Source organism: uncultured Victivallis sp., assembly GCF_944391105.1.
In the GTDB taxonomy this organism is placed as follows: Bacteria; Verrucomicrobiota; Lentisphaeria; order Victivallales; family Victivallaceae; genus Victivallis.
The window spans coordinates 39,329-64,960 of record NZ_CALXSK010000009.1; the positions used below are offsets into that span (position 1 = coordinate 39,329).

The window sequence follows — 25,632 nt, forward strand, 5'->3', positions numbered from 1 at the left end:
GTATTTTTGATGAAGAGAGATAACATGTTTACCTTACAGCGGAAATTCCGGTTTTGCAACTCCGGAACCGGGAAAAAATGAAAATTTTCCCGGGGGATCAGCCTTTCACTTCCCGGATCTTCGCTCCGAGGGCGGAGAGTTTTTCGACGAGGTTCTCATAGCCGCGATAGATCACTTCCGCGGAGTTGATCGTGCTTTCTCCGCGTGCGCAGAGCGCGGCGATGACCATCGCCATTCCGGCGCGGATGTCCGGACTCGACATCGTGACTCCGTGCAGCTGCGCGCGGCCGGTGACGACCACGCGGTGCGGATCGCAGACGATCGCATTCGCCCCCATGCTGATGAGACGGTCCGCAAAGTAGATGCGGCTTTCGAACATCTTTTCGAAAAACATCACGCTGCCGCGACACTGCGTCGCCGCGACGATCGTGCAGCTCATCATGTCGGAGGGATACTGCGGCCACGGCCCGTCGGAGATCTGCGGAATGTGGCCGCCGAAATCGCATTCGATCTGCGGATCCTGCCCCCCCGGCAGGAAGATGTGATCCGGCCGGAGTTCCATCCGCAGCCCGAGCCGCTCAAAGACGCGTCGCAGCATCCAGTAGTGGCGCAGATGCGTTCCCTCGACTGTGATCTCCCCGCCGGTCGCCGCGCCGAGCGCGAGGAAACTGCCCGCTTCGATGTGGTCGCCGACGATCGTGTGGGTGCAGCCGTGAAGTTTTTCGACTCCGTCGATTTCGATGGTATTGCTGCCGGCGCCGCTGATCTTCGCTCCCATCGCGTTGAGCATTTCGGCCAGGTCGCGGACATGCGGTTCCCCCGCTGCGTTGTAGAGCGTGGTGCGTCCGCGCGCGGTCGCGGCGGCGATGAGAATCTGTTCGGTCGCGGTGACGCTCGCTTCGTCGAGGAAGAGTTCCCGTCCTGCGAGTCCCTCCGGCGCGTCGAAGCGGTAGGTCGCGTCCCCGGTCATCGTTGCGCCGAGTTTGCACAGTCCGTAGAAGTGGCCGTCAAGACGGCGGCGGCCGATCACATCTCCGCCCGGCGGATGAAGTTCCGCCTGACCGCAGCGCGCCAGCAGCGGCGCGGCGAAAAGGATGCTCGTGCGGTTCCGGGAGCAGAGTTCACGAGAGATCTTCGTCGTGCGGATTTTCGGACAGCGGAAGACCAGCGTGTTGTTTTCAAACGTGAATTCCGCACCAAGTTCCCCGGCGATGTCGAGCATCGTCCGCACGTCGAGGATGTCCGGCACATTGTGCAGGGTCGTTTCCTGGTCGGTGAGCAGAAGCGCCGCGATCATCGGCAGCGCCGCGTTTTTGTTGCCGCTGATTTTCACCTTTCCGCCGATCGGGGCGGAGCCTTCGACTTTCAAGCTCTGCATAGATTTCTGTTCCCCCTGAAGTTCATGAGGAAGTATAACGCCGGAAACGGCGATTTCAAGCCCGGTGGAATAATTTTTTTCATATGGAACTTGAAAACAATCAGGATGGTTGTATGTTAAGGAGTGCCGAAAATTTTAACCATGGTAATACAGGAATGAAAACAGAAGAAGCGACCGCGCTCTGGCAGCAGATGTTCTCCCTCGCCGACCGTATGCGCGACATCGGTTCGAGCGATTACAAGCAACTGCTGGTGAATATGACCTTCAATCAGTTGCGGATGATCAAGATCGTCTATGTTCTGAACCGGGAATATCCGGAGGGAGTCACACTGAAGGTTCTGGCGGAATCGCTGTCAATCACCCCGGCCGCCGCTTCCGAGATGGTCGATGCGCTCGTCCGGAAGGGAATGCTCACGAGGGAACACAATCCGCAGGACCGCCGCGCGGTCGCGATCACCCTTGCGCCGTTCAGCCGGAAGAAATTTTTGGAGTGCGAGCAGACATTCGACAGGCAGACCATTGATTTTCTGGAGTCGCTCGAAGAAAATGAGCGCGCCATTTTCATGTCCGTGATGGCGAAGTTTCACGATTTCGTCTTCAACCACTGCGGCGATCAGGAGTAACGCCGGAGTTTGTCATGACGCGGAACGCTCTGCGGTTCGGCCGTTATGATTATGCGGCCTTTTCCGCCTCCGTCTGCTTTGCGCTTTGTTCGCTTTCGATTCCACTCATGATCGTGGAGATCGGCGAGACGCTGGAGTTCCCGCTCGACCGCGGCGGAATGGCCGCCGGCGGAATGCTTCATTTGTTCCGCAGCGCGGCGATGGTTGCGGCGCTGCTGCTGTGCGGGAGCATCGCGGGTCGGTTCGGGAAGCGGCTTTCCATGGGCGGTTGCCTGCTTTTCATGGGGGCGGGGACGTTGCTGTGCTCTCTGGCCTCCGGATACTGGATGCTGATTCCGTGTCTGCTCGTCGCCGGGTTCGGGGAGGGAATCTGCGAGGGGATCGCCACTCCGTTTGTACAGGATCTTCATCCCGATGCCCCCGAGCGATATGTAAACATCGCGCACTCGTTCTGGTCGATCGGAATCGGCCTTGTGGTGATCGTCGTCGGCGGGCTCTGGACGCTCGGGACGGGTTGGCGCACCATTCTCGGCGGCATCGGACTGGTCACGCTTTTCGCCTCGGCATCCTTCCTCTGGCGGGAGAATCCCCGGAAAAAATATCCGGAGAGGTGTTCCGGTCCGGGATTCCGTGAGATTGTGCGGCAGACTGCCGCGATTGTGCGGGTCCCACGGTTCTGGCTCTGCAGTCTGGCGATGTTCTTCGGCGCCGGCGCGGAATTCGGGCTGACTTTCTGGTCGGCCGCCTACGTGCAGCTCAATTTTCACACGGGCGCCTGGGTGGCCGGACTTGGAACCGGGGCGGTGGCGTTCGGGATGTTCCTCGGTCGGAGCGGATTCGGTTTTTTCGCCCGCCCGAACGATATCCGGTATGTTCTGCTCGGGAGTGCTCTCTGCACGATTCCGGTGACGCTGCTGCTGGCGTTTCTGAGGCCGGGCGTAATGCCGCCCGCATTGGGATTCCCGCTTCTTTTTCTGCTGCTCATCTTCTCCGGAATCGGGGTGTCGACCTTCTGGCCGTCGGTGCAGGTTTACGGGGTGACGACCATGCCGGAACTCGATTCGACCATGCTTTACATCTGCTTTTCGGCTCTGGGAATCCCGGGGTGCGGCATCTTCACGTTGCTGATGGGAGTGATCGGTGACTGTTACGGACTTCGGGGCGGAATTCTGGTCATTCCCGTCTGTCTCGCCCTTTTCGCGGTGGTGATTTACCTCGAATGCTGGGTGCTTGCCGGACGGCGGAAACTCTCCGGCGCGGCGTGAACGGCAGATCGACTCCGGGAACTTGCCCCGGAGCCGATTTACCGTTTTACCGCGCGGCGCATATCGAGATCGTCCTGCCGCTTGCGCAGCGTCTCCCGCTTGTCGCTGTGGGTTTTCCCCTGGCAATAGGCGATTTCGATCTTCACAAGCCCCTGCTTGAGATAGACCTTCAACGGGATGACCGTCCCCCCCTTTGTGCCGATCCACTGGGCGAGTTTGAGAATCTCGTTCTTGTGCAGCAACAGCCGTCTGGTCTGTTTGGCCTCGTGGTTGAAGCGGTTGCCGAACCCGTAAGGGGCGATGTGCATGTTTTCAAGCCATGCCTGCCCGTTCCGGATCGTGACGTAGGAGTCGATCATCGTGATCGACTTCGCCCGGCAGCTCTTGACCTCCGTCCCGACCAGCTGCACGCCGGCCTCAAACCGTTCGATGATGTTGTAGTCATGAAAGGCTTTTTTGTTGGTCGCAAGGACCGGTTCGTCCGGATTCCGTCTCGGCATGGCTCTCCTCCGTTATGCTTTGGTTTCGCGCAGGAAATTCTGTGCGCGATCCTCGAACGCCTTGCGGCGCGGCAGATTTTTCGGGGTGAGGGACGCGTTGAATTTCCGGAGCAGCTCAAGTTGTTCCGCTGTGAGTCCGACGGGGCTCTCGACCATGACCCGCACATGAAGGTCGCCGCGAGCACCGCCGCGCAACGACGGAACCCCCTTGCCCTTGAGCCGCAATACCGTGCCGGACTGAGTCCCCGGCGGAATCCGCATTTTCGTCTTTCCGGTCAGACTCGGAACCTCGACGGTTCCGCCCGCGACGGCGGCCTCAAACGAAATCGGCACCTCGCACTTGAGGTCATTTTCACTGCGCTGAAAGACCGCGCTGGGCCGGACGTGGATCACCACATAAAGGTCGCCGGCAGCGCCGCCGCGCAGACCGTCCTCCCCCTTGCCCGCGACCCGCATCTGCGAGCCGGTGTCGACACCGGGCTGAATCCGCAGCGAGAACGATTTCTCCTGACGAATTCTTCCTTGTCCGTGGCATTTGCGACAGGGTTTTTCGATGATCTGGCCGGTGCCCTGGCACTTCGGGCACGCTTGCTGGATGCTGAAGAATCCCTGCGAGACGTGGATACGGCCCTGGCCGCCGCACTGGGTGCAGGTTTTCCGCCCGGTCCCGGGCTCACAGCCGCTGCCGGAACAGTCGGGGCACTCGACCAGCCGGGGAATCGTGATCCGTTTTTCGGCGCCGTAAACCGCGTCTTCGAAATCAATCTCAAGGTCATACCGGAGGTCGTTGCCTCGCACGGGTCCGTTCGGATCGCGCCGTCTGCGTCCGCCGCCGCCGCCGAACAGATCTTCGAACGAGAATCCGCCACCTCCGCCACCGCCACCGAAAAACTGGCTGAAGATATCCTGGGCGTTGAAGTCAGGACCCGCGCCGCCCCGCTGGCTGCTGGTGTAGGCGTCGTGGCCGAACTGGTCGTACTGGCGCCGCTTTTCGGGATTGCTCAAGGTCTCATAGGCGAGAGAAACTTCCTTGAATTTTTCCTCGGCTTCCTTGTTGCCCGGATTCTTGTCCGGATGGTACTTGATCGCAAGTTTGCGATACGCTTTTTTAAGGTCGTCGAGCGTTGCGTTGCGGTCGACGCCGAGTGTCTGATAAAAATCCTGAGCCATAATTGCTTATGCCTCCTTCTCCGCGGAAGAGTCCTCCGTTTGTTCCGCCTTGGGACCGGAGGAGACAACCACCTTCGCGGGGCGCAGCAGCCGTTCACCGAACCGGTATCCGCCGCTCCACTCCTTGAGAATGATTCCTTCCGGAACTTCGTCCGACGCTTCCCGCGCGACCGCCTCGTGGATGGTCGGGTCGAACGGAGTTCCGACTGTCTCGATCCGCTTTACGCCGGACTCCTCAAACGCCTTCAAATACTGGTCGATGATCATCGTAAGTCCCTGCCGGATCTGGTCGATCTTGTCCGACTTCTCCGAGGCCTTGCGCGCCATTATGAGGTAGTCATAGACGGTGATGAACGGCTCAAGCGCATTGGCTGCGCCGTAGATCCGGGCGTCGCTGATGTCCTTCGAGGCGCGTTTGCGGTAGTTCTGATAGTCGGCCTGGAGATAGATCAGTTTCTCCTGTACGGCCGCGAGTTCGGACTTGAGGGCTTCGAGCTCTTTTTTCACCGGATCCTCCTGGGTTTCGGGGTCTGGCTGTGTTTCCGCATTCTGCTGCTCGGCAAACGTCTCTTCCGGCTCTTCGACGGGAAGAAACTCTTCCGGGCTCTCTGCGTGATTCTTTTCGTGATGTTTGTGACTCATATCTGTAAATACTCCTTTGTCTGATCTGGATGAATTATTAATATAAGGGGAAACTGCCGGAAATCAATAGGAGTGATTAACATTTTTTACGTTTTCACGAACTGCAAAGCTTGAGGCGCTGCACATTTTTCCGGAATTTTTTCATCGGAAGACTTGTTATTTTCGTGAAATCTTTTACGTTATACGGTGACCTTCACGCAGATATAACCAAAAGGGGGAATGAAGATGATAGCTGGTTTGATTGTTCTGGCGGTGATCGTTGTGCTTGCACTGATCGTGATCGGAATGTACAACAGGCTGGTTCGGTCAAAGAAGCAGGTGGACAACGCCTGGTCGCAGATCGATGTTCAGCTCAAGCGGCGTTGCGATTTGATCCCGAATCTCATCGAAACCGTCAAGGGATACGCTGCGCACGAGGCTTCGGTCTTCGAGAAGGTCACGCTGGCCCGTTCGAATGCGCTGGCCGCAACCGATACCAGCGGGAAGATCGCCGCCGAAACTGCGTTGACCGGCGCGCTGCATGGCTTGATGGTGCAGATGGAGGCCTATCCGCAGCTGAAGGCGAACGAGAACTTCCTGCAGCTTCAGGAAGAGCTCACATCGACCGAGAACAAAATCTCGTTCGCGCGTCAGCACTACAACGACAGCGCAACGAACTACAATACCGCGATTGCCGTGTTCCCCTCGAACATCATCGCCGGAATGTTCCACTTCACCGATGCCGAGCTCTGGCAGATCACCGATCCCGCCGAACGGGAAGTCCCGAAGGTGAAGTTCTGAGATGCGTCCTCCGAAAACGTTTCATCAGTTGATCGCTGCGAACAAGCGCAACAGCTGGTTTCTGATCGCCGGGATGTTTCTGCTGCTCATCGCGCTCGGAGTTGTGTTCGGCGGAGCTTATGGAAGCTGGCCGATCGGGCTGCTGATCGCGCTCGGGACGGCCTGCATCGTCTTTCTCTTTTCGTGGTTCGCGGGGAGCGGGACGCTGCTTGCCGTCAGCGGCGCGCATGAGATCTCCAAAGAGGATGATCCGCAGCTCTTCAACGTGGTCGAGGAGATGTCGATCGCGGCCGGAGTTCCGATGCCGCGTGTTTTCGTCATCAACACGAAGGCGATGAATGCGTTCGCCACCGGAGTCGATCCCGCTCATGCGGCCGTGGCGGTCACGGAAGGGCTGCGCAGCAGACTCAGCCGCGACGAGCTCCAGGGGGTGATCGCACATGAAATCGGGCACATCCGGAATTTTGACATCCGCTATACGATGCTGATGGCGGTCATGGCCGGTGCGATCGTGCTGCTGGCGGATCTGTTCCTGCGTTCGACTTTCTTCTCCGGCGGCCGTCGGCGCAACGACCGGGATGGCGGCATTCAGGCGATTCTGATGCTGGTCGGGATCGTGTTTGCGATTCTTGCGCCGATCATCACGGCACTCATCCAGATGGCGATGAGCCGTCAGCGGGAGTATCTTGCGGACGCGTCGGCTGTGGAATTCACGCGCAACCCGGACGGTCTGGCCGATGCGCTTGCGAAGCTCGCAGGGGATGCGGTTCCGTACAGGACGAGCCGCTCGGTCGCGCCGCTCTTCATCGTAAACCCGGAGTTGAAGCTGCGCGGCGGAGCCGAAAGTTTGTTTGCCACCCATCCGCCGATCTCCGAACGGATCAAGCGGCTGTGGGCGCTCTCCGGAGGGGAGCGCTGAGGAGGAGTGCAAAAGAAAAACGCCCGGGGGTTCCGGGCGTTTTTCGTTCCCTCCGGTTTCCGTCAGGCGTTGGCGAGCGCCTGGTCGAAGTCGGCCTTGATATCCTCGATGTTTTCGATTCCGACCGAGAGACGGATCATGTCCGGCGAGACGCCGGCGGCCTTGAGCTCCTCGTCCGTGAGCTGGCGGTGGGTCATGCTGGCCGGGTGCAGCACGCTCGTGCGCACGTCCGCGACGTGAACCACGATGGCTGCGAGTTTCAGGGAGTTCATGACCCGTTCGCCCGCCGCCTTGCCGCCCTTGACTCCGAAGCAGATCACGCCGGAACACCCTTTGGGCAGATACTTTTTCGCAAGTTCATGCTGACTGCTCGACGGAAGCCCGGGGTAGTTGACCCAGCTGACCTTCGGGTGTTTTTCCAGAAATTCCGCCATCGCCTGGGCGTTTTCGCAGTGGCGCTGCATGCGCACGTGCAGCGTTTCCAGCCCGAGGTTTGCGAGCAGCGCATTGAACGGCGCCATCGGGACGCCCATGTCGCGGATGTACTGCACGCGCAGTTTCACGGAGTAGGGGGCCTCCTTGAAGCTGTCCACATAGACCAGCCCGTGATAGGCCGGATCGGGTTCGGTGAATCCGGGGAATTTCCCGTTGCTCCAGTTGAATCCGCCCTTTTCGATGATGATTCCGCCGATCGCCATGGCGTGACCGTCGGTGTATTTGCTGGTTGAATGGGTTACGATGTCCGCGCCGAACTCGAACGGGCGGCAGAGGTAAGGCGTCGGGAACGTGTTGTCCACAATGAGCGGGATGCCCGCCTCGTGCGCAATCGCGGCAAACCGTTCGATGTCGAGCACGATGAGCGCCGGATTCGCAAGCGTTTCGGAGAAGAGCGCCTTCGTGTTCGGCCGGATCGCCGCGCGAACCGTATCCGAATCGGCGTCCGGCTGCACGAACGTGACGTCGATTCCGAGTTTCTTGAATGTGTTGGTGAACAGAGAGACCGTTCCGCCGTAGAGACTTGCGACCGCGACGATGTGATCCCCCGCCTGGGCGAGGTTCAGGATGGAAAGCATCGATGCGGTCTGGCCGGCGCTGACCGCGACGGCGGCGACTCCCCCTTCGAGCGCGGCCATTTTGCGCTCGAACGCGTCGACGGTCGGATTCGCGAGCCGGGTGTAGAAGAATCCCTCGCGTTTGAGGTCGAAGAGATCCGCCACGCTTTGCGCGTCATCGTATTTGTACGTGGTGCTCTGGTAGAGCGGCAGCACGCGCGGGTCGCCGTTGCCGGGCTGATAGCCGGCCTGGACCGCGCGGGTTTCGATTTTCCAGTTCTCATTCATGATGGAGTGTTTCCTTTGTCGTTTTTTTACAGAGGCGGAGCGTTTTTTCAGGCGCTGCGCCGCATTTCTTTTTGAGGTGTGCACGATGAATATAATCGTTGAAAACCGAATTTACAAGCGCCTGCCGGTTGCTTTTTGTCGGAAAACGGTGTACATTAATCAACTGTGAACGTAAGAGAAACTGAAACGGGCCGATTGCAGAATCTTTTCCGGCGGGATGGCGTCTGTGATCCGTTCCAAATACAACGGGAGCTGTTGGCGCAGATGAGTGCGGGGAAAGTTTTCGAGCGGGAGATCACCGTGGGCAACACCATGGGGCTGCATGCGCGGCCTGCCGCCCAGCTGGTTCGGATCGCTTCGTCATTCGATGCGTCCATGAGCGTCGAAAAGATCGGAGACGGCGAAGAGGGCGAGGCGGACTGCCGGAGTGTGCTTTCCCTCCTGATGCTCGCGGCCGGAAAGGGCACCAGGCTGATGCTTCGCGCTTCCGGCCCGCAGGCGGAGGCCGCGTTCAAGGCGGCGGTGGAGTTTTTCGAGTCGAACTTCGGCGAGGAAAAGTAGACAAAGGAGCGAGACGCAGAAATGGCACTCCCGACACAGACGATTCAGGCGATCGCGGTCTCTCCCGGTATTGCGATCGGGCGGACGGCGCGACTTACCGGGCCTGCCGGTTGTCTGGAGCCCGAGCCGCATAAGATCACCAAAGACGAGATCCCGGCGGAACTCTCCCGCTATTCCGCCGCATTGGCTCTGACGCGCACGCAGCTTGTGGAGCTCCGTCGCGAGGTGCGCGACAAACTTCGCGCGCAGGATGCCGAAATTTTCGATGCCCACATCATGCTTGTCGACGACCGCACGTTCAGCGCCGAGGTCGAGAAGGGGATCCGCGAAAAGCTGTTTGCTGCGGAATATGCGCTTTATCTTGCCTGTGAACATTTTGCTCATGTTTTTTCGGAGATGCCGGATGAGTATTTGCGCGAACGCGCCGCCGACATTCGCGATGTTTCCGCCCGGATTCTCTCCAACCTGACAAATATCCACGTTCACGGGCATGAGATCGACATGGATGACCGGCGGATCATCGTTGCACATACACTCTCCCCCTCGGAGACCGCGGGGCTGGAGATCGGCAAGGTGCTTGGATTCGCGGTTGCGACCGGGAGCGCCACGAGTCATACGGCGATTCTTGCGCGGTCGATGGGGCTTCCCGCGATCGTGGGGATTCCGCCGGAGCTGCCGGAGCAGCTCTCCGCCGAGGATAAGCTCATTGTCGACGGATTCAGCGGAAAGCTGGTCATCAATCCCGATGCCCGCACCGAGGAGGCGTACCGGCTCAAAAAAGCGGAGGCCGGGCAGCTCCGCAGTCAGCTTGAGAGAGAAAATGAACTGCATCCCGAGACGACCGACGGCTTCATTGTGCAGCTTGCCGCGAATCTGGATTCGCCGGACAAGGTTGCGGAAGTGAAACGCAGCGGTGCGAGCGGAATCGGGTTGTTCCGCACGGAGTATCTCTTCATGAACCGGCAGAAGCTGCCGGACGAGGAGGAACAGTTTGAGGTTTACAAAAAACTTCTCGTCGCATGCGACAATGCACCGCTCATTGTGCGCACGCTGGACGTCGGCGGCGACAAGTTCAATACGAACATCTATCGAACGAGCGAGGAAAATCCGTTTCTCGGATTGCGCGGGATCCGGCTCTGTCTGCATGAGCGGCGGGATATCCTCGAGACGCAGTTGCGCGCGCTGCTGCGGGCGGGGGTGTTCGGAAATCTGCGGGTGATGCTGCCGATGGTCAGCAGCGTTCGCGAGGTGATCGAAGTGCGCTCGATTCTCGGGCAGCTTCATCAGCAGCTTGATGCCGAAGGCAAGGAGCATGTGTCGAATCTTTCGCTTGGTGTCATGATCGAGACGCCGGCGGCCGCGCTGATGGCGGATAAATTCGCGCCGATGGTCGACTTTTTCAGCATTGGAACGAACGATCTCGTGCAGTATACGATGGCGATCGACCGTGGAAATGAGCGGGTCGCCTATCTGTACCGGCCGTCGCATCCGGCGATTCTGGAGCTGATCCGGCTCTGTGTGGAGGCCGCAAAGCGGCACAACATCTGGGTCAGTGTCTGCGGGCAGGTCGCGGCGGATGTGTACATGGTTCCGCTGCTGGTCGGGCTCGGCGTGCATGAGCTGAGCATGTCGCCGACGTCGATCGCGGTGGTGCGGCGTGTGATCCGCAGCATGTCGATGTATGAAATGGAACAGGCCGCACAGGCCGCGCTCGGCTGCTCGAATGCGACCGATGCGCTGGCGGTGGCGGAGGCGCTCATCAACCAGCGCGCCCCTGAAGTGGTCAATATCTGAGAAATATCTGATTGTAATGGACAACGGGAAACAACTTTTCAAGACGATTTATCTTTCCGGCCCGATCATGGATGAACATGAAGGTGTGGCGCGCGAATGGCGGGAGTCTGCGAAACGGCTCTTTGCAGGGAAATACCGGCTGCTCGATCCGATGCGCCGCAAGTTCGTCGACCGTGAGGTGGACAGTGCGAATGAGATTGTGGAGTTCGATCTGCTCGATGTGCGCAATGCGGACATCATTCTGGTAAATTACAGCCGGCCGAGCATCGGGACGAGCATGGAGGTGTTCTATGCCTCGCACGTGCTGGGGAAGTTCGTGGTGGCGTTCTCCCCCTATGAATACCGGGAGTGCAGTCCGTGGATGGTGCGTTACTGCACGAAGATTCTCGGTTCGCTGGAGGAGGCGGTGGAGTACATCGGCATCCACTTCTCCCGGGATATGGAGTAACAGGAGTCAGTCATATGTGCGGAATCATCGGGTACACCGGCAGCCGGGAAGCGGCGCCGATCCTGCTGGACGGGCTCAAGCGCTTGGAATATCGCGGATACGACTCCGCGGGAATGGCTCTGGTCGGAGCTGGAATGCTTTCTGAAATCAAAGAGGTCGGCAAGGTCGCGCGCCTGGAGGCTGCTTTTTCTGCCGCGGCCGGGATCGACGGCTCCGCCGTCTGCGGGATTGCACACACGCGGTGGGCGACTCATGGTGTGCCGTCTGCGGTCAATGCGCATCCGCATTGTGACGAGCGGTACGAGTTTGCGATTGTCCACAACGGCATCGTCGAAAACCACCATGAGCTGCGGGCGCATCTGTTGAAGAAAGGATATCATTTCCGCTCGGAGACCGACTCGGAAGTGATCGTGCATCTGATTGCCGAGGCCTATGAGGGGGATCTTCTGGCGGCGACGGCTGCGGCGGTTCGCCAGCTTTCGGGAACTTATGGAATCGCGGTGGTTTCGAGCCGGCATCCCGGGCTCATTGTTGCGGCGCGCAAGGGCAGTCCGCTGGTGATCGGGCTGGGTGAGGGGGAGAACCTGATCGCCAGCGACATCGCCGCGCTGCTTGCGCACACGCGCAAAGTCATTTACCTCAACGACGGAGACATTGCCGCAATCCGGCCGGACTCGATCGATCTGCGGGATGTCTCGAATGTTCCGGTCGAGCGCGAGGTCGCGAAGATCGACTGGGATGCGGCTGCGGCGGAAAAGGGAAACTATCCGCATTTCATGCTCAAGGAGATCTTCGAGCAGCCCGAGACGGTCGAGAACGCAATCCGCGGCCGGATCAGCCTTGAGATGGGCAATGCGATTTTGAACGGGCTGGAGCTTTCGCCGCGCGATCTGGCGCAGATTTCGCGGATCGTGATTGCCGGGTGCGGCAGCAGCATGCACGCGGGTATGGTCGGGGAGTATTATTTCGAGGACATTGCCGGAATCTCGACTTCCGTCGAACAGGCTGCGGAGTTCCGCTATCGCAATCCGATCATCGAACCGAACACGCTGGTTATTCCGATCAGTCAGTCCGGCGAGACGGCCGACACGATCGCGGCGGTTCGCGAGGCGGTCGGCAAGGGGGCGCTGGTCACGGCGCTCTGCAACGTGGTCGGGTCAACGATTGCCCGGGAGGCGGGGAGGGGGGTCTACCTCCATGCGGGGCCCGAGATCAGCGTTGCGTCGACGAAGGCGTTTTCGAGCCAGGTGGCGGTGCTGCTGCTGATGGCGCTGCTGCTCGGTCGGAACCGGCGGCTCAGCCGCAGCGAAGGCTGTGAACTTGCGCGCGAGATCGAGCAGACGCCGGAACTGATTCGAAGTGTGCTTGCACAGGCGGAAAAGATTCGGGAGATTGCAAAGCGATACGCCGGGTTTGACGACTTTTTCTACATCGGGCGCGGCTGCCTCTATCCGACGGCGCTTGAAGGGGCTTTGAAACTCAAGGAGATCAGTTACGTTCATGCCGAAGGGTATCACGCCGCGGAGCTCAAACACGGGCCGATCGCGCTGCTTGACGAGCGGCATCCGGTTCTGGCGTTGGCGAACGACATTCCGGGGCGGGACAAGATTCTCGGGAATATTCAGGAGTGCCGGGCGCGGCGCGCCCCGGTTGCGGCGGTTGCGACGGTCGGCGACCGTGAGGTGGAGACGTTGACCGATGATGTGATTTTCGTTCCGGCGTGCTCGCGTTTCATCGCGCCGTTGCCGACGGCGGTGGCGCTTCAGTTGTTCGCCTATTATATCGCGGTGGAACGGGGTTGTGAGATCGACCAGCCGCGGAATCTTGCAAAGAGTGTAACGGTGGAATAATCATGTTTCGTTTTTTCTACAATCTTTTCATGCCGATCGGCTTTTTGTTTTATGTGCCGGGATTGTATCTGAAATACCGGAATCGTCCGGGTTGGAAGGATACGTTTTCCGAGCGGTTCGGCTGTTTTTCGCCGGAGCGGGTTCGGGAGCTCGAAGCATACCACGGTGCGATCTGGATTCATGCCGTGAGCGTCGGAGAGGCGGTGGTGGCGCTGTCGCTGCTGCGTTCCTGGCGGGCCGCGCATCCGGAGCGGAAGTTCATCGTCTCTACGACGACCACGACGGGGCAGGAGCTGGTTCGCAACCAGGCGCCGGAGAATACGGCGGTGATTTTCTGCCCGATCGATTTTCTCTGGATGGTTCGGAAAACGCTGAAGATTCTGCAGCCGTCGATGCTGGTGATTTTCGAGACGGAGATCTGGCCGAACCTCGTGGCCGAGACGCGCCGGCGGGGAATCCCGGTCACGCTGGTGAACGGACGCATGTCGGACCACTCGGTGCGGGGATACCGCAAGATCCGCTTCTTTTTCGGGCCTCTGCTGCGGATGTTCGATCTGATTTCGGTGCAGACGGATGCGGATGCGGAGCGGTTTCGTTCGGTCTCGCCTGAGGCGAACGTGGTCGTTGTCGGGAATCTGAAGTTCGACCAGAAGGCGCCCGCCGACCTGCCGGATGCGGGTTATGAGACATGTTTCGGTCCTGGAAAGCATCTGATTTTGCTGGCGGCCTCCACGCATCCGGGCGAAGAGGAGCTTGTTGCCGAGACTTTTCTGCGGTTGCGCAAAGAGATTCCGGACCTGAAGCTCGTGCTGGTTCCGCGTCATGTCGAACGGGCGGATGATATTGCCGCGATGCTTAAAAAGCTCGGATTGAGTTTTGTCCGCCGCAGTGCGGGGGGCGTCGACGGAGAATCGGTTGACGTGCTGCTGGCGGATACGACCGGAGAGATGCTGAAGCTCATGAACGGTGCGGATCTTGTGATCATGGGCAAGAGTCTCGCGGGCCACGACGAGGGGCACAACCTCATTGAGCCGGCATTGCTCGGCAAGCCGATCGTGACCGGGCATGTGCTGCGCAATTTCCGTTTCATCCTGAAGGTGCTTCTGCAGGAGAACGCGGTTGCGACCGTGACAGGGGACGGGGAGCTTTACGGGCAGCTGCACCGGCTTCTGACCGATGAGACGCTGCGGCGCGAACTCGGCGAGCGGGCGGGCAGGGCGATCCGCCGCCACGCCGGAGCCGCCGACCGTACGATCGAGTCGCTTGAAAAGCTGCTCGCGGAAAACAGTGGGAAATGATTGAGACGGCGCGGAATCGGCGTTCCGCCCGAATGGAGTCGATACAAGAAGGAGTTGCGATGGATACGATGACCCAGCCGGCGCAGGCGAAGGCCGGAATCATCACGGAGGCAATGCGGCGCGTTGCGGAACAGGAACAGCTTCCGGCGGAGCAGATCCGCGAGGGGGTTGCAGCGGGGACGATCGTCATTCCCGCGAACATCAACCACAGAAATTTGAATCCGATCGGCATCGGACGGATTTTGAAAACCAAGATCAATGCGAACATCGGGAACTCTTCGGTGGCGAGCTGTCCGCGCCAGGAGCTCGAAAAGCTTGAGTATTCGGTGAAATTCGGTGCCGACACGGTCATGGACCTGAGCACGGGCGGGAACATCAACGAGATTCGACGGTCGATCATCGGGCACAGCCCGATTCCGGTCGGAACGGTTCCGCTTTACGAGGTGCTCGCCCGCTGCGGCACGGTAGAGAACATGACCGAGGAGCTGATTTTGCAGGTCATGGAGGAGCAGGCGGAACAGGGAGTCGACTATATGACGATCCACGCCGGGCTGCTGCGGGCGCAAATTCCGGCCGCGAAGAAGCGGCTGCTGCGCATTGTGAGCCGCGGAGGATCGATCCTCGCGGCGTGGATGAGCCGGTTTGAGAAAGAGAATCCGTTCTACACGGCATTCGACCGGATCCTTGAGATCTGCCGCCGTTACGACGTGACGCTCTCTCTTGGAGACGGCATGCGTCCCGGGTGTCTCGCTGATGCGAGCGACGAGGCGCAGTTCGCGGAGCTCGATGTGCTCGGCGAACTCGTCCGGCGCTGCCGCGCTGCCGACGTGCAGGCGATGGTGGAAGGGCCGGGCCACATCCCGTTCAACGAGGTGGCGATGAATATGAAGCGCGAACAGGAGCGGTGTGATGACGCGCCGTTCTACGTGCTCGGCCCGGTGGTGATCGACTGCGCGCCGGGATATGACCACATCACGAGTGCGATCGGTGCGACGATGGCGGCTTATTCCGGGGCGGCGATGCTCTGCTATGTGACGCCGAAGGAGCATCTCGGATTGCCGAATGCCCGGGATGTGCGCGACGGCGTGATCGCCTACAAGATCGCGGCGCACGCGGCGGATGTTGCGCTCGGCAAGCCGGGGGCCCGCGACCGTGACGATGCGATCAGCCGGGCGAGGGCGGAGTTCGACTGGGAGAAACAGTTCGAGCTTGCGCTCGATCCGGAGAAGGCCAGGGAACTTCGCGCCGAAGCGCTGGCCGAACGCGATCTGCCGCCCGATCACGGCCACGGCGATGAGCGTTTCTGCACGATGTGCGGACCGAACTTCTGTTCGATCCGGATCAGCAAGGGGTTGTGAGCGATGAGAAGCCGGCGGGGAGTTCCCGGCCGGTTTCAGTCCATGTGGAATATCTCGGTCAGCGGGGTGAATACCGGGGAGTTGTCCGGATGGACCTCCATCAGGTCGCGGTTGAAAGCCCACCACCGCTTGACGATATCGAGTTCGCCCATCCGGTCGGCGGTGTTGTCCGGGGTGAGGCGGCGGAACGCGAAGAGCGTGAGGGTCTCTTCGTCGAAGAAGATGGTATAGTCCGATATGCCGCAGTCGGAATGGGCCTTGACGAGTTCCGGCCAGATTTCGTTATGGCGTTTGCGGTATTCGTCGATGCAGCCGGGTTTGAGTTTCATTTTGAATGCGTCGCGGATCATGATGCGGGTCTCCTTTTTGGTGTTAATGTGGCACGGAAACGGAAAATTGCAAGCGTGAGAATTCATGTTTTCACGCCGGTTCGGCGGGAACGGTTTATTGCGGAGAGAAAATGCTGAATTTAGCCCGAAACATCCTTGCGCTGCTCGGCAGCAGCGAAGAGGAGCTGCGGAGGCGGCTCCGCGGGGCGGACCCTGCGTTCCCGTTCGAGCCTGATTCCGTCCATAAGCTCGGAATGAGCGCAGTTCTGACGGGGGGAGCCCCCGGAGATCGACGGCTGCTTGTGGTGGCGGATTGCAGAAAACGGCTGCCGGATGGATTCGAAGGGGAGCGGTTCGCGCTCGACGACGGTGGCGTGCTGTTGAACGGAGAGTTCTCCGCGGCCAACGCGGCCGCGCTGCGACGCCACTTCCCGTGGTGTGCGCCGAAACAGGTTCCGGAAACGGGCCGGAGTGCGGGGTTCGAACTTGGCGATGATGCGGGGAAACGGCTCGACGTTGTACGGAAAGCGGGCTGGTTTCCGGTGGTTTCCGGGAAGGCGGATGAGGTGGTTTTCCTCATGTTCACGGCCGATTTTCGAAGTGGATACGCGGTGAACGGCGGGGTTGCATCGACTCCGGTGGAGGCGGAACGGATCTTCCGGTCCGGAGCGACACTGGCGGTGTTGCGTCCCTGCGGCGCTTCCGGCCAGGAGGAGGAGTACGCCGGGAAACGGTTTGTGCTCGGTTCCGAAGTTGTGGTGTTCGACGCGGAGACGGCGGCGCACTGCTGCGCCTCCTGCGGCGGACTTGCGGATTTTGCCGCGAAAGCGGGGGGAGGGGAACGGCGATGCTCTCTCGGAATCGCGCTCGACGCGGGCGGGGAGCCGACCCGGCCCGGGGAACATCTGTTTGTCGTAAGAGAGATGCGGAAACGCAACGTGGAGTTTGCGATTCTGTTTCTGCGCTGGCCGGAGGAGCCGGCGGCGTTTGCCGCATTGCTGCGCCGTCATTGCGCGATAGCCCGTACCTTCGGCGGATACCGGATTTCGATTCCGGCGGAAATGCTTCACGCTGTCCGCGAGACGGAGGCTGATCTCGTGCATCTGGAGTTTGGTACGGATTTTACGAACCATTTCCACGGTTCGGGCTTGAAAGAAACGTAAATGGATGTAATATTAGAGGATAAACGCATTTTCAACAACAACCTTGTAAGGAGAAAACATGAGTTTGAATTTCATCATGGCCGACGCCGCCGCCCCGAATACCATCACCATCGGACCCGGAGCCCCGCAGGGAGCGGGCAACGCTGCGCAGCAGTCGGCGGCGCAGGTCGGGCAGGCTGTCCAGCAGGTTGCCGAGCCGGTGCAGCAGAAGCCTGCCGAACAGCAGAGCGTGCCGATCTGGGGGAACCCGATCATTCTGATGCTCATCGTGCTCGGCGTGATGTTCTTCTTCACGTTCCGCTCTCAGAAGAAGCAGCAGCAGAAGCGTCAGCAGATGCTTGACACCATCGCGAAGGGGACGCGCGTCATGCTGAACACCGGCATGTTCGGCACGGTTGTCGAGGTTCGCGAGAAGAGCTACATGGTGGAAATCGCCGACAAGGTCGTTGTGGAAGTGATCAAGAACGGCGTGGCCGAGCCGGTCACTGAAACCGCCGCCCCGGCCGAGAAAAAATAATACACGGAAACAGGACGAACGGGAATGAACAAGAGACCGTTGATTTTGCGGACGCTCATCGTGCTGGTGGTCGTGGGGGTGTTCGTCTCCGCGATTCACCCGTTGTTCGAGCGGGATTATTATGAAACGTTCCTCGGGCTGCTGGTCAAGCCGGCGGATCCGGAAGAGGCGAAGAAAGTTCAGGCGGATGCCGAGAAACTCGTGAAAGAGGCGGAGGCGCTGCGCAAAGCCGATCCGAATCTCTTCCAGTCGCAGGCGCTGCTGAAAGCCGCCGATGATTCCGGCGTGGATCTGACCAAAATGGTCAAGGGCAGTGATCTGGAAGACAACCGCGACGTGATGAGCGTGATCCGCAAGCATGCGTCGAGTTCGATCCGTCTGGGACTCGATCTGAACGGCGGTGTGGAGTTTATCCTCCAGCTTGTGCCGGACGAGGATCTCAGCAAGGAGCTTGGCGGAGAGCAGACTGAGGCGGAGAAGCAGAGTGCGGCGGAACGGCAGACCAACTTCGACCGCTATCGTGACATTGCCATTGAGACGCTTCGCAAGCGTCTTGAGGGGCAGAAGATCTTCGAGGCGGAGATCGCTCCGAGCGGTGACTCGTACGTTTCTCTGCGCGCGCCGGTCGTGGCGAAGGATGAGAAGGTCAAGCTCATGAACCTCATCAAGATGAGTGCGAAACTGAACTTCCGCATGGTGCATGAGAACAACGCACAGCTCGTGAGCGGCATCACGCCGGAGAACGAGAAGAACTTTGTTCCGCCGTTCGGTTACGAACTTATGAAAACCAGTGAGTTCCGTCCCGGACAGGCGCCGCTCGTGACCTATTACGTGGTTGAAAAGATGCCGAAGATGACCGGCAAGGACATCGTCAGCGCCCATGCGAACAAGGATCAGTTCGGGCAGCGGATGATCATGCTGGCGTTCAACTCGCGCGGCGCTGCGCAGTTCGCCGAAGTGACCCGGGAGAACATCGGCCGCTCGATGGCGATCGTGCTCGACGGCCAGCTCTACTGCGCGCCGCGGATCAACGACGCGATCACGGGCGGCAGCGCCCAGATCACCGGCCGCTTCTCGGAGGAGGAGTGCAAGAGCATCGCCGATGCGCTGGTTTCCGGCAGCTTCCCGTTCCAGATCAAGATCGACGCGGTGTTCGACACCGACCCGAAACTTGGGGCCGCGAATGTTGCGAACGGCATCTGGGTGGGCGTGATTTCGCTGCTGGCCGTGGCGGTATTCATGTGCATCTACTATCGGCTTTCCGGATTTATCGCGGTGTGCGCGCTCGCGCTCAACATCGTGCTTGTGCTCGGTGCGCTTGCGGCGTTCAACGCGACGCTGACGCTGCCCGGTATTGCGGGTATCGTGCTGACGATCGGTATGGCGGTCGACGCGAACGTGCTGGTGTTCGAGCGAATCCGCGAGGAGCTTGCCGCCGGCAAAAATCTGCGGACGGCGGTCGATCTCGGCTACAGCCGGGCGTTTTCGGCGGTGTTCGATGCGAACATCACGACGCTGATCACCGCGATCATTCTGATGTACGTCGGCACGGGCGCGGTCAAGGGATTTGCCGTAACGCTGTCGATCGGTATTCTTTCGAGCTTGTTCACGGCGCTCTTCGTGACGCGGCTGATCTTCGACTACCTCTTCGCCTACACAAAACTTCAGAAACTCACGATGATGCAGTTCTTCAAGAATGCGCATTACAACTTCCGGGCGATGCGCGGAAAGGTGTTTGCGTTCTCGGGGATTCTGATCGTCGCTTCGTTTGTGCTCTTTGCGGTGCTCGGGCGCGGGATGCTCGGGATCGACTTCACCGGCGGTACGCAGGTGTCGTTCAACTATGTCGAGCAGATTCCGCAGGAGCAGATCGAAAAGGCGCTCGCCGCCGCGGGATATGAGGGGACAGTCACCTACAAATACAATGCGATCGACGGTGCGCAGGAGATGGAGATTCTCGTGCGCGGCGATCAGACCGGGCGGATCGACTCCACGGCCAGCCCGAAAGATCTTCTGTTGAAGCTGCTGAACGAGAAGTTCCCGCAGGCGCAGTTCTCAGGCGGGCTCGAATCGAGCGTCGGCGGTCTGATCGGCCGGGAGTTCACCAAGGCGGCGTTCATCGCGATCGGGCTCTCGATCATCGGCATCGGGATCTATATTTCGCTGCGGTACGAGTTCACCTATGCGCTGTCGAGTATTCTCGCGCTGGCGCATGACGTGATCATCTCGCTGGGGATCTTCCTTGCGACGGGGCGGACGGTGTCGCTGACGGTGGTGGCCGCGCTGCTGACCGTGATCGGCTATTCGATCAACGATACGGTGGTCATCTTCGACCGCATCCGCGAGAACCGGAATCTCGGGACGTGCAAGACGTTCGACGAGAATGTGAATCTCTCGGTCAACCAGACGTTGAACCGGACGATTCTGACGAGCTTGACCACATTCATCGTGGTGTTCGTGCTGTTCCTCGGAGCGGGTGCGGCGATCAACGACTTTGTGCTCATCATGATGCTCGGCATCGTGATCGGCACCTACTCGTCGATCTACATCTCGCCGCAGCTGGTTTCGCTGTGGCATGCGAAAGAATCCTCCGCGAACAACAACAATGTGAAGGCGGAGAAAAAGACCGGGCCGGAAAAAGCGGCCGGGGAGAGCAGATAATCCGATTGAAATTCGGATGGAGCAGCCGGCTTGTTTCAGAACCAGGCCGGCTTTTTTGATGAAACGGAAGAAGAAGGAAAAGGTTGTAACGATATGTTCGGTAATCTGGGCGAACTTGCGAAAATGATGTCCAAGGCGAAGGACATCCAGGCGAATCTGAAGAAATTCAAGGAGGAGATGCCGACGATGGAGTTCTCCGCGTCGAGTCCCGGCTGCCAGGTGCGGGTGACGGTGACGGGGGATTTCCGGGTGAAGGAGGTCAGTCTCTCCGACGAGGCGCTGAAGGATCGCGCCGCGCTCGAAGAGCAGATTCTGGTCGCGACGAATTCGGCGCTCGCGGCGGCGAAGGCGACCGCGCAGGAGAAGATGAATGAGGTGACCGGCGGACTTGGCGTCAATCTGCCGGGAATTTTCTGACGGAGAGACGTTGACGATGCACTATCCCGAGGCGATGGAGTCTTTGATTGCGGCGCTGAAACAGCTGCCCGGCATCGGTCGGCGCGGAGCGGAGCGCCTGGCTCTGTCGCTTCTGGAGTGGGAGCCGGAAAAGCTCGAATTTCTCGGTACGCTGCTCAGTTCGTTGCCGCGGACGGTCGGGGTCTGTCCCGAATGCGGAGCTCTGGCGGATGCCGGGGAGCTCTGCGCGGTCTGCCGCGAGCCGCGGCGCGATCCGGGGATTGTGTGTGTGGTTGAGACGATGGCGCAGATGTTCGCGATCGAGTCGAGCGGCAATTTCCGCGGTCGCTATCACGTGCTTGGCGGACGGATTTCTCCGATGGATGCGGAGACCGGTTCCGGGTTGAATCTGCCGAGATTGCTTGAGCGCGCCCGTTCCGGCAGCGTTCGTGAGGTGATTCTCGCGTTGAGCAGCGATGTGGAAGGGCGTGCGACGGCAGTTTACATCGCCGGATTGCTGCGCGAAACACCTGTGCGGGTCACGCAGCCCGCACTTGGACTCCCCGCCGGAGCGAATCTTTCGTATGCGGATGGGGCGACGATCACGGCCGCGCTGACCGGACGAACCGAGGTGAAGTAATGGCGGAAAACAGGAAAGTGACCAGCTACGTCTGCACGGTGACGGAGGAACAGGCCGAGGCGTTGCGGATTCTGCTCGATGCGCGCGGCTGGCGTTTTTCGGAACAGCCTTATGCCCGCTGGAAAGCCGTGCGTGAGAAAACGAATGTCGTCGCGTACAACTCCGGGAAACTGACCGTGCAGGGCGGCGGAACGGCGGATTTCGTAACTTTTGTGCTGGAGCCGGAGATTCTGCACACGTTCGGGTTTGGTTACGCGGAGGAGTCGAAAGAGGAGCCGGTCGATCCGCACGGCGGAGTGGATGAGAGCGGCAAGGGAGATTTTTTCGGACCGCTCTGCATTGCGGGAGTCTATGCGGATGGCGCGACCGGGCCGAAGTTGCGCGAGATCGGCTGCTGCGATTCGAAGTTGATCAAGAGTTCGAAAAAGATCATGGAACTGGCCGCGAAGATCCGCGAAACCGTCGGCGACGGCTGGACGGTTGTAACGCTCGGGCCGGAAGCGTACAACCGACTCTACGCAAAGATCGGAAATTTGAATCGGCTGCTCGCGTGGGGACATGCGCGGGTGATCGAAAATCTTCTGGAGAAGGTTCCGACATGTCCGCGCATGCTTTCGGACAAGTTCGGGGATGAGCGGCTGATTCAGCGTGCTCTGCTTACGCGCGGTCGTGCAATTCAGCTTGATCAGCAGGTTCGGGCCGAGAGCGACGTCGCGGTGGCGGCCGCGAGCATCCTCTCGCGCGAACAGTTCCTGAAGGGCATGGCCAAACTGGGGGCCGAACTGGGAGAGGAGTTGCCGCGCGGTGCGGGACCGCAGGTGCGGGAGACCGGGCGGCGATTGATGGAGCGTTACGGAGCGTCGGTGTTTGAACGCTGCGCAAAATTGCATTTTAAAACCTGCAACGAATTGACCGGCAGTCCGGTCGTGGAGGATGGAACATGGAAGTGATGGATTTTTTCAAGAGCTCGGATGGACGGACCGCAAAACTCTATCGGTTGCGGAACAAGTCCGGATTTGAAGTGGACATCACCGATTTCGGCGGGGCGCTGGTCAGCATCCGGACGCCTGACCGGAACGGAAAGAGCGTCGATGTGCTGCTGGGGTTCGGCAATCCGGCGGATTACGAGGAGAACGATCCGTTTTTCGGCGCGCTCATCGGACGCGTCGCGAACCGGATCAAGGGCGGACGCTTCACCTTCGAGGGGAAGGAGTACCGCCTTGCGCTGAACGACAGCAACGGGCTCAACACGCTGCATGGAGGCGAGAGCTGGGGACGGAGATTCTGGAAGGCGGAACCGATCGATGACGTTACGCTGGCGCTGAAACTGCACAGCCCCGACGGCGATGCCGGATTTCCCGGTGCGGTCGAGGTGACGCTGATCTACATGGTGACGGAGGCGAATGAGCTGATTCTCGACTACACCGCGACTTCCGACCGCCCGACGGTCATCAGCATGACGAATCACGCCTACTTCAACCTTTCCGGAGAGGCGACCGGGAGCTGTCTCGATCACCGGATCCGGCTGCGCGCCGACCGCCGTACGGAGGTCGGGGCAGACAAGGCGCCGACCGGGAACTGCCCGGCCGTGGCGGGCACACCCTACGATTTGAATGGCGGCAGAAGTTTCCGTGAGATTCTCGCGGATCTGCCGAATGGATTCGATGACAATTTCATCCTTTCCGATGTCGACGGTATCATGAAGCGTGACATCGCGGTGGCAAGTTCCGATTCGACCGGAATCGAATTGCGAGTTTCCACGAGTGCGCCGGGCGTTCAGTTCTACATGGGGTACTTCCTCAACGGGAGCGCGATCGGCAAGAACGGGAAAGGATATCCGCAGTTCGGGGCGTTCTGCCTTGAGGCGCAGCGCTGGCCCGACGCGGTCAATCATCCCGCATTCCCGAGCATGCGGCTGGAGCCTGGCCGCCCCTACAAGCAGACGACAGTCTATCAGTTCGGAATCGTGAAGTAATGGGAGTCGAAATCGAACGCAAGTTTCTGCTCGCCTCGGACAACTGGCGTGCCGGGGCGGCTGGAGGCGTGCGGATCCTTCAGGGATATTTCCCCCGCACTCCGGACGGGCCGACCGTCCGCGTCCGGATCGCGGGGGACAGGGCGTTTCTGACCGTCAAGGGGGCGGCGAAAAACTTTGCCCGCAGTGAGTTCGAATATGCGATTCCCGTCGCGGACGCGGAGGCGATGCTGCGCGAATTCTGCGGAGAGCGCCTCGTGGAAAAAGTGCGCTATCTCGTGCCGTTTGCCGGAGCCACCTGGGAGGTCGACGAGTATCTGGGGGAAAACGAGGGGCTTCTCACCGCCGAGCTGGAACTGGACAGCCCGGATGCTTCTTTCGTGCCGCCGCCGTGGCTCGGGCGTGAAGTGTCGGGGGATCGTCGCTACACGAATGGTTCGTTGAGCGGCAATCCCTACCGGCACTGGGCGGACACGGTCAAATAATTTCGATTTCAATGCCGAGTGCGTCGGCAACTTTGCGGATTGTCTCCGCGTGGTGGCCGATGCCGAGCGCGAAGTGGTGGGTCGGTCCCGCCGCGGCCCAGCGTTTCAGGAATGTGCGCACATCCGGCTGGAATTTTCCGTGCGTATTGGTATTTCCCGTGGGGGGGATCGGCCCCTCGACCGATTCGCCTTCGGCGACGATGAACTTGAATTTCCCCTGCGCATTCACACTGATGCTGAGCATGGTGATCGGACCGGTTTTGATGTTGAATTCGACGCCGGCGCCGGAGCCGGGTTTGCCGTGGTATTTTTTGAGGCTGCGGATGACGGGCCTGCCGTTTGCGATGTTCAGGTGGTGGGGGCCGTCGTGGCCGACCAGAACCGTGTCCCGCGCGAAGTCGATCGGGTGGAACTCCGCAAAGGAGCCGCCGATTTCCAGACGGTCGAGAATCAGCATCGCAATGCAGGTCTTGATATCGAATTCTCCGCACATCGGAAATCCAGCCGCGGTCAGGAGCGAATTCCCGACGATGAAGTTCGTCACGATCCTGCGCAGCAGTGAACCGGGCTCCGCCTCGTAATAGTAGGCGAGTCCGTCGAGTCTTTTCATGGCGACGTAACGCTCGAGCGCGACGGCTGCGACGGCGGCGGTTTCCAGATCGGCGTCGGTCAATTTTTCCGTCAGGGGATCCGAGACCGGATCGGGAGTGTCGAAGAACGAGAGAATGCGTTTCTTCATTTCCGCGACTTCCGCGCCGGCCGGATCGATTTCGCGATAGATCGGCAGAAGTTCGTCGGCTTCGCACTGGACGACGTGCGCGCCGAAGGCTGCTGTGACGGCAGTGGGATCGGTCTGCATGTCGAGCATTGCTTCGAGCACATGCCCCATGTGGCCGAGGCGCGCGCGGCGCAGATCGTGCAGGACGTGGGCCACCCGGCACCATTCGGCGAGTTCGGCGTCGGCAATGGCGTCGTTTTCAAGCATTCCGAGGACGACCGGCGGCGGACGTCTGCCCATGCGCACCGCGACGCCGGTGAATTCCGGAACCGAGCACAGGTCGTCGTTGCAGAGCTGCATGTAGGTGTTCGCATGCTCATAATCCATCGCCTGGAGCGGCTGAAGGGCGACGAGAATCACAGGAATCTGCATGCGCCGCGCGATCATGCCGTACGTCGCGCTCGTCGCATAGGTCAGCATGTCGATGAAAAGAATGTCCAGATCAGCGGCCTCGATTTTCGGAAGCGCTTCCGCGGCCCGTTCCGCGTTGTCGATCATGCCGAAGTCGAAGAGTTCAAGGCTGTGGGCGGCGAGTTTGTGTTTGAGCGTCTCTTTTTTGGCGAGCAGGTCTTCGAGCAGTCCGGGAAACTGTTTCCAGTAGGTGTCGAGTCCGACACCGAAGATTCCGGCGCGTGCCGTGAGCGGTTTGCGTCTTTCGATTTTCATTTTCAACCTTTCTTTTTCGAATCGTGCAGTTTATCCAATAGTATAGTCGCCTGGGCGGCATCCGGCAAGGCGGAGATTTCCCGGCGGTGCTGTTTT

Annotated in this window: 25 protein-coding genes; 18 read left to right on the forward strand and 7 right to left on the reverse strand. The window is 59.9% G+C overall.

Going from position 1 to position 25,632, the window contains the following annotated elements; genetic code table 11:
- Positions 1-97: 97 nt before the first annotated feature.
- A complete protein-coding gene (gene murA, locus Q0K10_RS04815) occupies positions 98-1,378 on the reverse strand; it encodes a UDP-N-acetylglucosamine 1-carboxyvinyltransferase (RefSeq protein WP_294503939.1) in 1,281 nt (426 codons plus the stop codon).
- A 155-nt stretch (positions 1,379-1,533) separates the two neighbouring features.
- Between murA and Q0K10_RS04820 the strand changes: the two genes are divergently transcribed.
- Positions 1,534-2,001 (forward strand): MarR family transcriptional regulator, encoded by a 468-nt coding sequence (locus Q0K10_RS04820; protein WP_294503943.1) that lies wholly within the window; start codon positions 1,534-1,536, stop codon positions 1,999-2,001.
- A 14-nt stretch (positions 2,002-2,015) separates the two neighbouring features.
- The gene (locus Q0K10_RS04825) at positions 2,016-3,266 is read left to right on the forward strand and encodes a sugar MFS transporter (RefSeq protein WP_294503947.1); all 1,251 of its coding nucleotides are present in this window, start codon (positions 2,016-2,018) and stop codon (positions 3,264-3,266) included.
- A 38-nt stretch (positions 3,267-3,304) separates the two neighbouring features.
- On the opposite strand, the gene smpB is transcribed toward Q0K10_RS04825, so the two are convergent.
- The 3 genes from smpB to Q0K10_RS04840 are packed head-to-tail and all read right to left on the reverse strand — an operon-like array spanning position 3,305 to position 5,578.
- Positions 3,305-3,766, reverse strand: coding sequence for an SsrA-binding protein SmpB (gene smpB, locus Q0K10_RS04830; RefSeq protein ID WP_294503949.1), 462 nt, complete (start codon positions 3,764-3,766; stop codon positions 3,305-3,307).
- A gap of 12 nt (positions 3,767-3,778) precedes the next feature.
- On the reverse strand, positions 3,779-4,936 hold the full coding sequence (gene dnaJ, locus Q0K10_RS04835) for a molecular chaperone DnaJ (protein WP_294503952.1): 1,158 nt from the start codon (positions 4,934-4,936) through the stop codon (positions 3,779-3,781).
- A gap of 6 nt (positions 4,937-4,942) precedes the next feature.
- The gene (locus tag Q0K10_RS04840; RefSeq protein WP_294503955.1) at positions 4,943-5,578 is read right to left on the reverse strand and encodes a nucleotide exchange factor GrpE; all 636 of its coding nucleotides are present in this window, start codon (positions 5,576-5,578) and stop codon (positions 4,943-4,945) included.
- A gap of 225 nt (positions 5,579-5,803) precedes the next feature.
- Here Q0K10_RS04840 and Q0K10_RS04845 point away from each other — a divergent pair, with 225 nt between their 5' ends.
- A complete protein-coding gene (locus Q0K10_RS04845; RefSeq protein WP_294503959.1) occupies positions 5,804-6,358 on the forward strand; it encodes a LemA family protein in 555 nt (184 codons plus the stop codon).
- 1 nt (position 6,359) lies between these two features.
- Complete coding sequence (locus Q0K10_RS04850) at positions 6,360-7,277, forward strand: M48 family metalloprotease (RefSeq protein WP_294503961.1); 918 nt, start codon at positions 6,360-6,362, stop codon at positions 7,275-7,277.
- 62 nt (positions 7,278-7,339) lie between these two features.
- On the opposite strand, the gene Q0K10_RS04855 is transcribed toward Q0K10_RS04850, so the two are convergent.
- Positions 7,340-8,617: an O-acetylhomoserine aminocarboxypropyltransferase/cysteine synthase family protein gene (locus Q0K10_RS04855; protein WP_294503963.1), complete on the reverse strand. Its 1,278-nt coding sequence runs from the start codon at positions 8,615-8,617 to the stop codon at positions 7,340-7,342.
- A gap of 264 nt (positions 8,618-8,881) precedes the next feature.
- Here Q0K10_RS04855 and Q0K10_RS04860 point away from each other — a divergent pair, with 264 nt between their 5' ends.
- Genes Q0K10_RS04860 through thiC form a run of 6 tightly spaced genes read left to right on the forward strand, consistent with a single transcriptional unit; the run spans position 8,882 to position 15,926 of the window.
- Positions 8,882-9,178 carry an HPr family phosphocarrier protein gene (locus Q0K10_RS04860; protein ID WP_294503966.1) on the forward strand — a complete coding sequence of 99 codons (297 nt, stop codon included), beginning with the start codon at positions 8,882-8,884 and terminating at the stop codon, positions 9,176-9,178.
- Between the two features lie 21 nt (positions 9,179-9,199).
- Positions 9,200-10,972, forward strand: a complete 1,773-nt coding sequence (ptsP, locus tag Q0K10_RS04865) for a phosphoenolpyruvate--protein phosphotransferase (protein WP_294503969.1) — start codon at positions 9,200-9,202, stop codon at positions 10,970-10,972.
- Positions 10,973-10,988: 16 nt separating this feature from the next.
- Complete coding sequence (locus Q0K10_RS04870; protein ID WP_294503971.1) at positions 10,989-11,420, forward strand: hypothetical protein; 432 nt, start codon at positions 10,989-10,991, stop codon at positions 11,418-11,420.
- A gap of 14 nt (positions 11,421-11,434) precedes the next feature.
- Entirely contained in the window at positions 11,435-13,270 is a 1,836-nt protein-coding gene (gene glmS, locus Q0K10_RS04875; protein WP_294503974.1) for a glutamine--fructose-6-phosphate transaminase (isomerizing), read from the forward strand.
- Positions 13,271-13,272: 2 nt separating this feature from the next.
- Positions 13,273-14,568: a 3-deoxy-D-manno-octulosonic acid transferase gene (locus tag Q0K10_RS04880; RefSeq protein ID WP_294503977.1), complete on the forward strand. Its 1,296-nt coding sequence runs from the start codon at positions 13,273-13,275 to the stop codon at positions 14,566-14,568.
- Between the two features lie 59 nt (positions 14,569-14,627).
- On the forward strand, positions 14,628-15,926 hold the full coding sequence (gene thiC / locus Q0K10_RS04885) for a phosphomethylpyrimidine synthase ThiC (protein ID WP_294503981.1): 1,299 nt from the start codon (positions 14,628-14,630) through the stop codon (positions 15,924-15,926).
- Positions 15,927-15,961: 35 nt separating this feature from the next.
- On the opposite strand, the gene rhaM is transcribed toward thiC, so the two are convergent.
- Positions 15,962-16,276 (reverse strand): L-rhamnose mutarotase, encoded by a 315-nt coding sequence (gene rhaM / locus Q0K10_RS04890; RefSeq protein ID WP_294503983.1) that lies wholly within the window; start codon positions 16,274-16,276, stop codon positions 15,962-15,964.
- A gap of 110 nt (positions 16,277-16,386) precedes the next feature.
- Here rhaM and Q0K10_RS04895 point away from each other — a divergent pair, with 110 nt between their 5' ends.
- The 8 genes from Q0K10_RS04895 to Q0K10_RS04930 all read left to right on the forward strand — a co-directional run bounded on the left by Q0K10_RS04895 (position 16,387) and on the right by Q0K10_RS04930 (position 24,092).
- A complete protein-coding gene (locus Q0K10_RS04895) occupies positions 16,387-17,418 on the forward strand; it encodes a tagaturonate epimerase family protein (protein ID WP_294503986.1) in 1,032 nt (343 codons plus the stop codon).
- Positions 17,419-17,476: 58 nt separating this feature from the next.
- Positions 17,477-17,935 (forward strand): preprotein translocase subunit YajC, encoded by a 459-nt coding sequence (gene yajC, locus Q0K10_RS04900; RefSeq protein ID WP_294503989.1) that lies wholly within the window; start codon positions 17,477-17,479, stop codon positions 17,933-17,935.
- Between the two features lie 24 nt (positions 17,936-17,959).
- Positions 17,960-20,596 (forward strand): protein translocase subunit SecD, encoded by a 2,637-nt coding sequence (gene secD, locus Q0K10_RS04905; RefSeq protein WP_294503992.1) that lies wholly within the window; start codon positions 17,960-17,962, stop codon positions 20,594-20,596.
- A 93-nt stretch (positions 20,597-20,689) separates the two neighbouring features.
- On the forward strand, positions 20,690-21,013 hold the full coding sequence (locus Q0K10_RS04910) for a YbaB/EbfC family nucleoid-associated protein (RefSeq protein ID WP_294503996.1): 324 nt from the start codon (positions 20,690-20,692) through the stop codon (positions 21,011-21,013).
- A gap of 16 nt (positions 21,014-21,029) precedes the next feature.
- Positions 21,030-21,632 carry a recombination mediator RecR gene (gene recR, locus Q0K10_RS04915; protein ID WP_294503999.1) on the forward strand — a complete coding sequence of 201 codons (603 nt, stop codon included), beginning with the start codon at positions 21,030-21,032 and terminating at the stop codon, positions 21,630-21,632.
- On the forward strand, positions 21,632-22,582 hold the full coding sequence (rnhC, locus tag Q0K10_RS04920; RefSeq protein ID WP_294504003.1) for a ribonuclease HIII: 951 nt from the start codon (positions 21,632-21,634) through the stop codon (positions 22,580-22,582). Before recR ends, rnhC begins: the two co-directional genes overlap by 1 nt.
- The gene (locus Q0K10_RS04925; RefSeq protein WP_294504006.1) at positions 22,573-23,607 is read left to right on the forward strand and encodes an aldose epimerase family protein; all 1,035 of its coding nucleotides are present in this window, start codon (positions 22,573-22,575) and stop codon (positions 23,605-23,607) included. Before rnhC ends, Q0K10_RS04925 begins: the two co-directional genes overlap by 10 nt.
- On the forward strand, positions 23,607-24,092 hold the full coding sequence (locus Q0K10_RS04930; RefSeq protein ID WP_294504009.1) for a CYTH domain-containing protein: 486 nt from the start codon (positions 23,607-23,609) through the stop codon (positions 24,090-24,092). Before Q0K10_RS04925 ends, Q0K10_RS04930 begins: the two co-directional genes overlap by 1 nt.
- Here the strand turns inward: Q0K10_RS04930 and Q0K10_RS04935 are convergent.
- Complete coding sequence (locus Q0K10_RS04935) at positions 24,085-25,536, reverse strand: L-fucose/L-arabinose isomerase family protein (RefSeq protein ID WP_294504011.1); 1,452 nt, start codon at positions 25,534-25,536, stop codon at positions 24,085-24,087. The two genes, Q0K10_RS04930 and Q0K10_RS04935, sit on opposite strands and share 8 nt — an antisense overlap.
- Positions 25,537-25,632 lie beyond the last annotated feature (96 nt).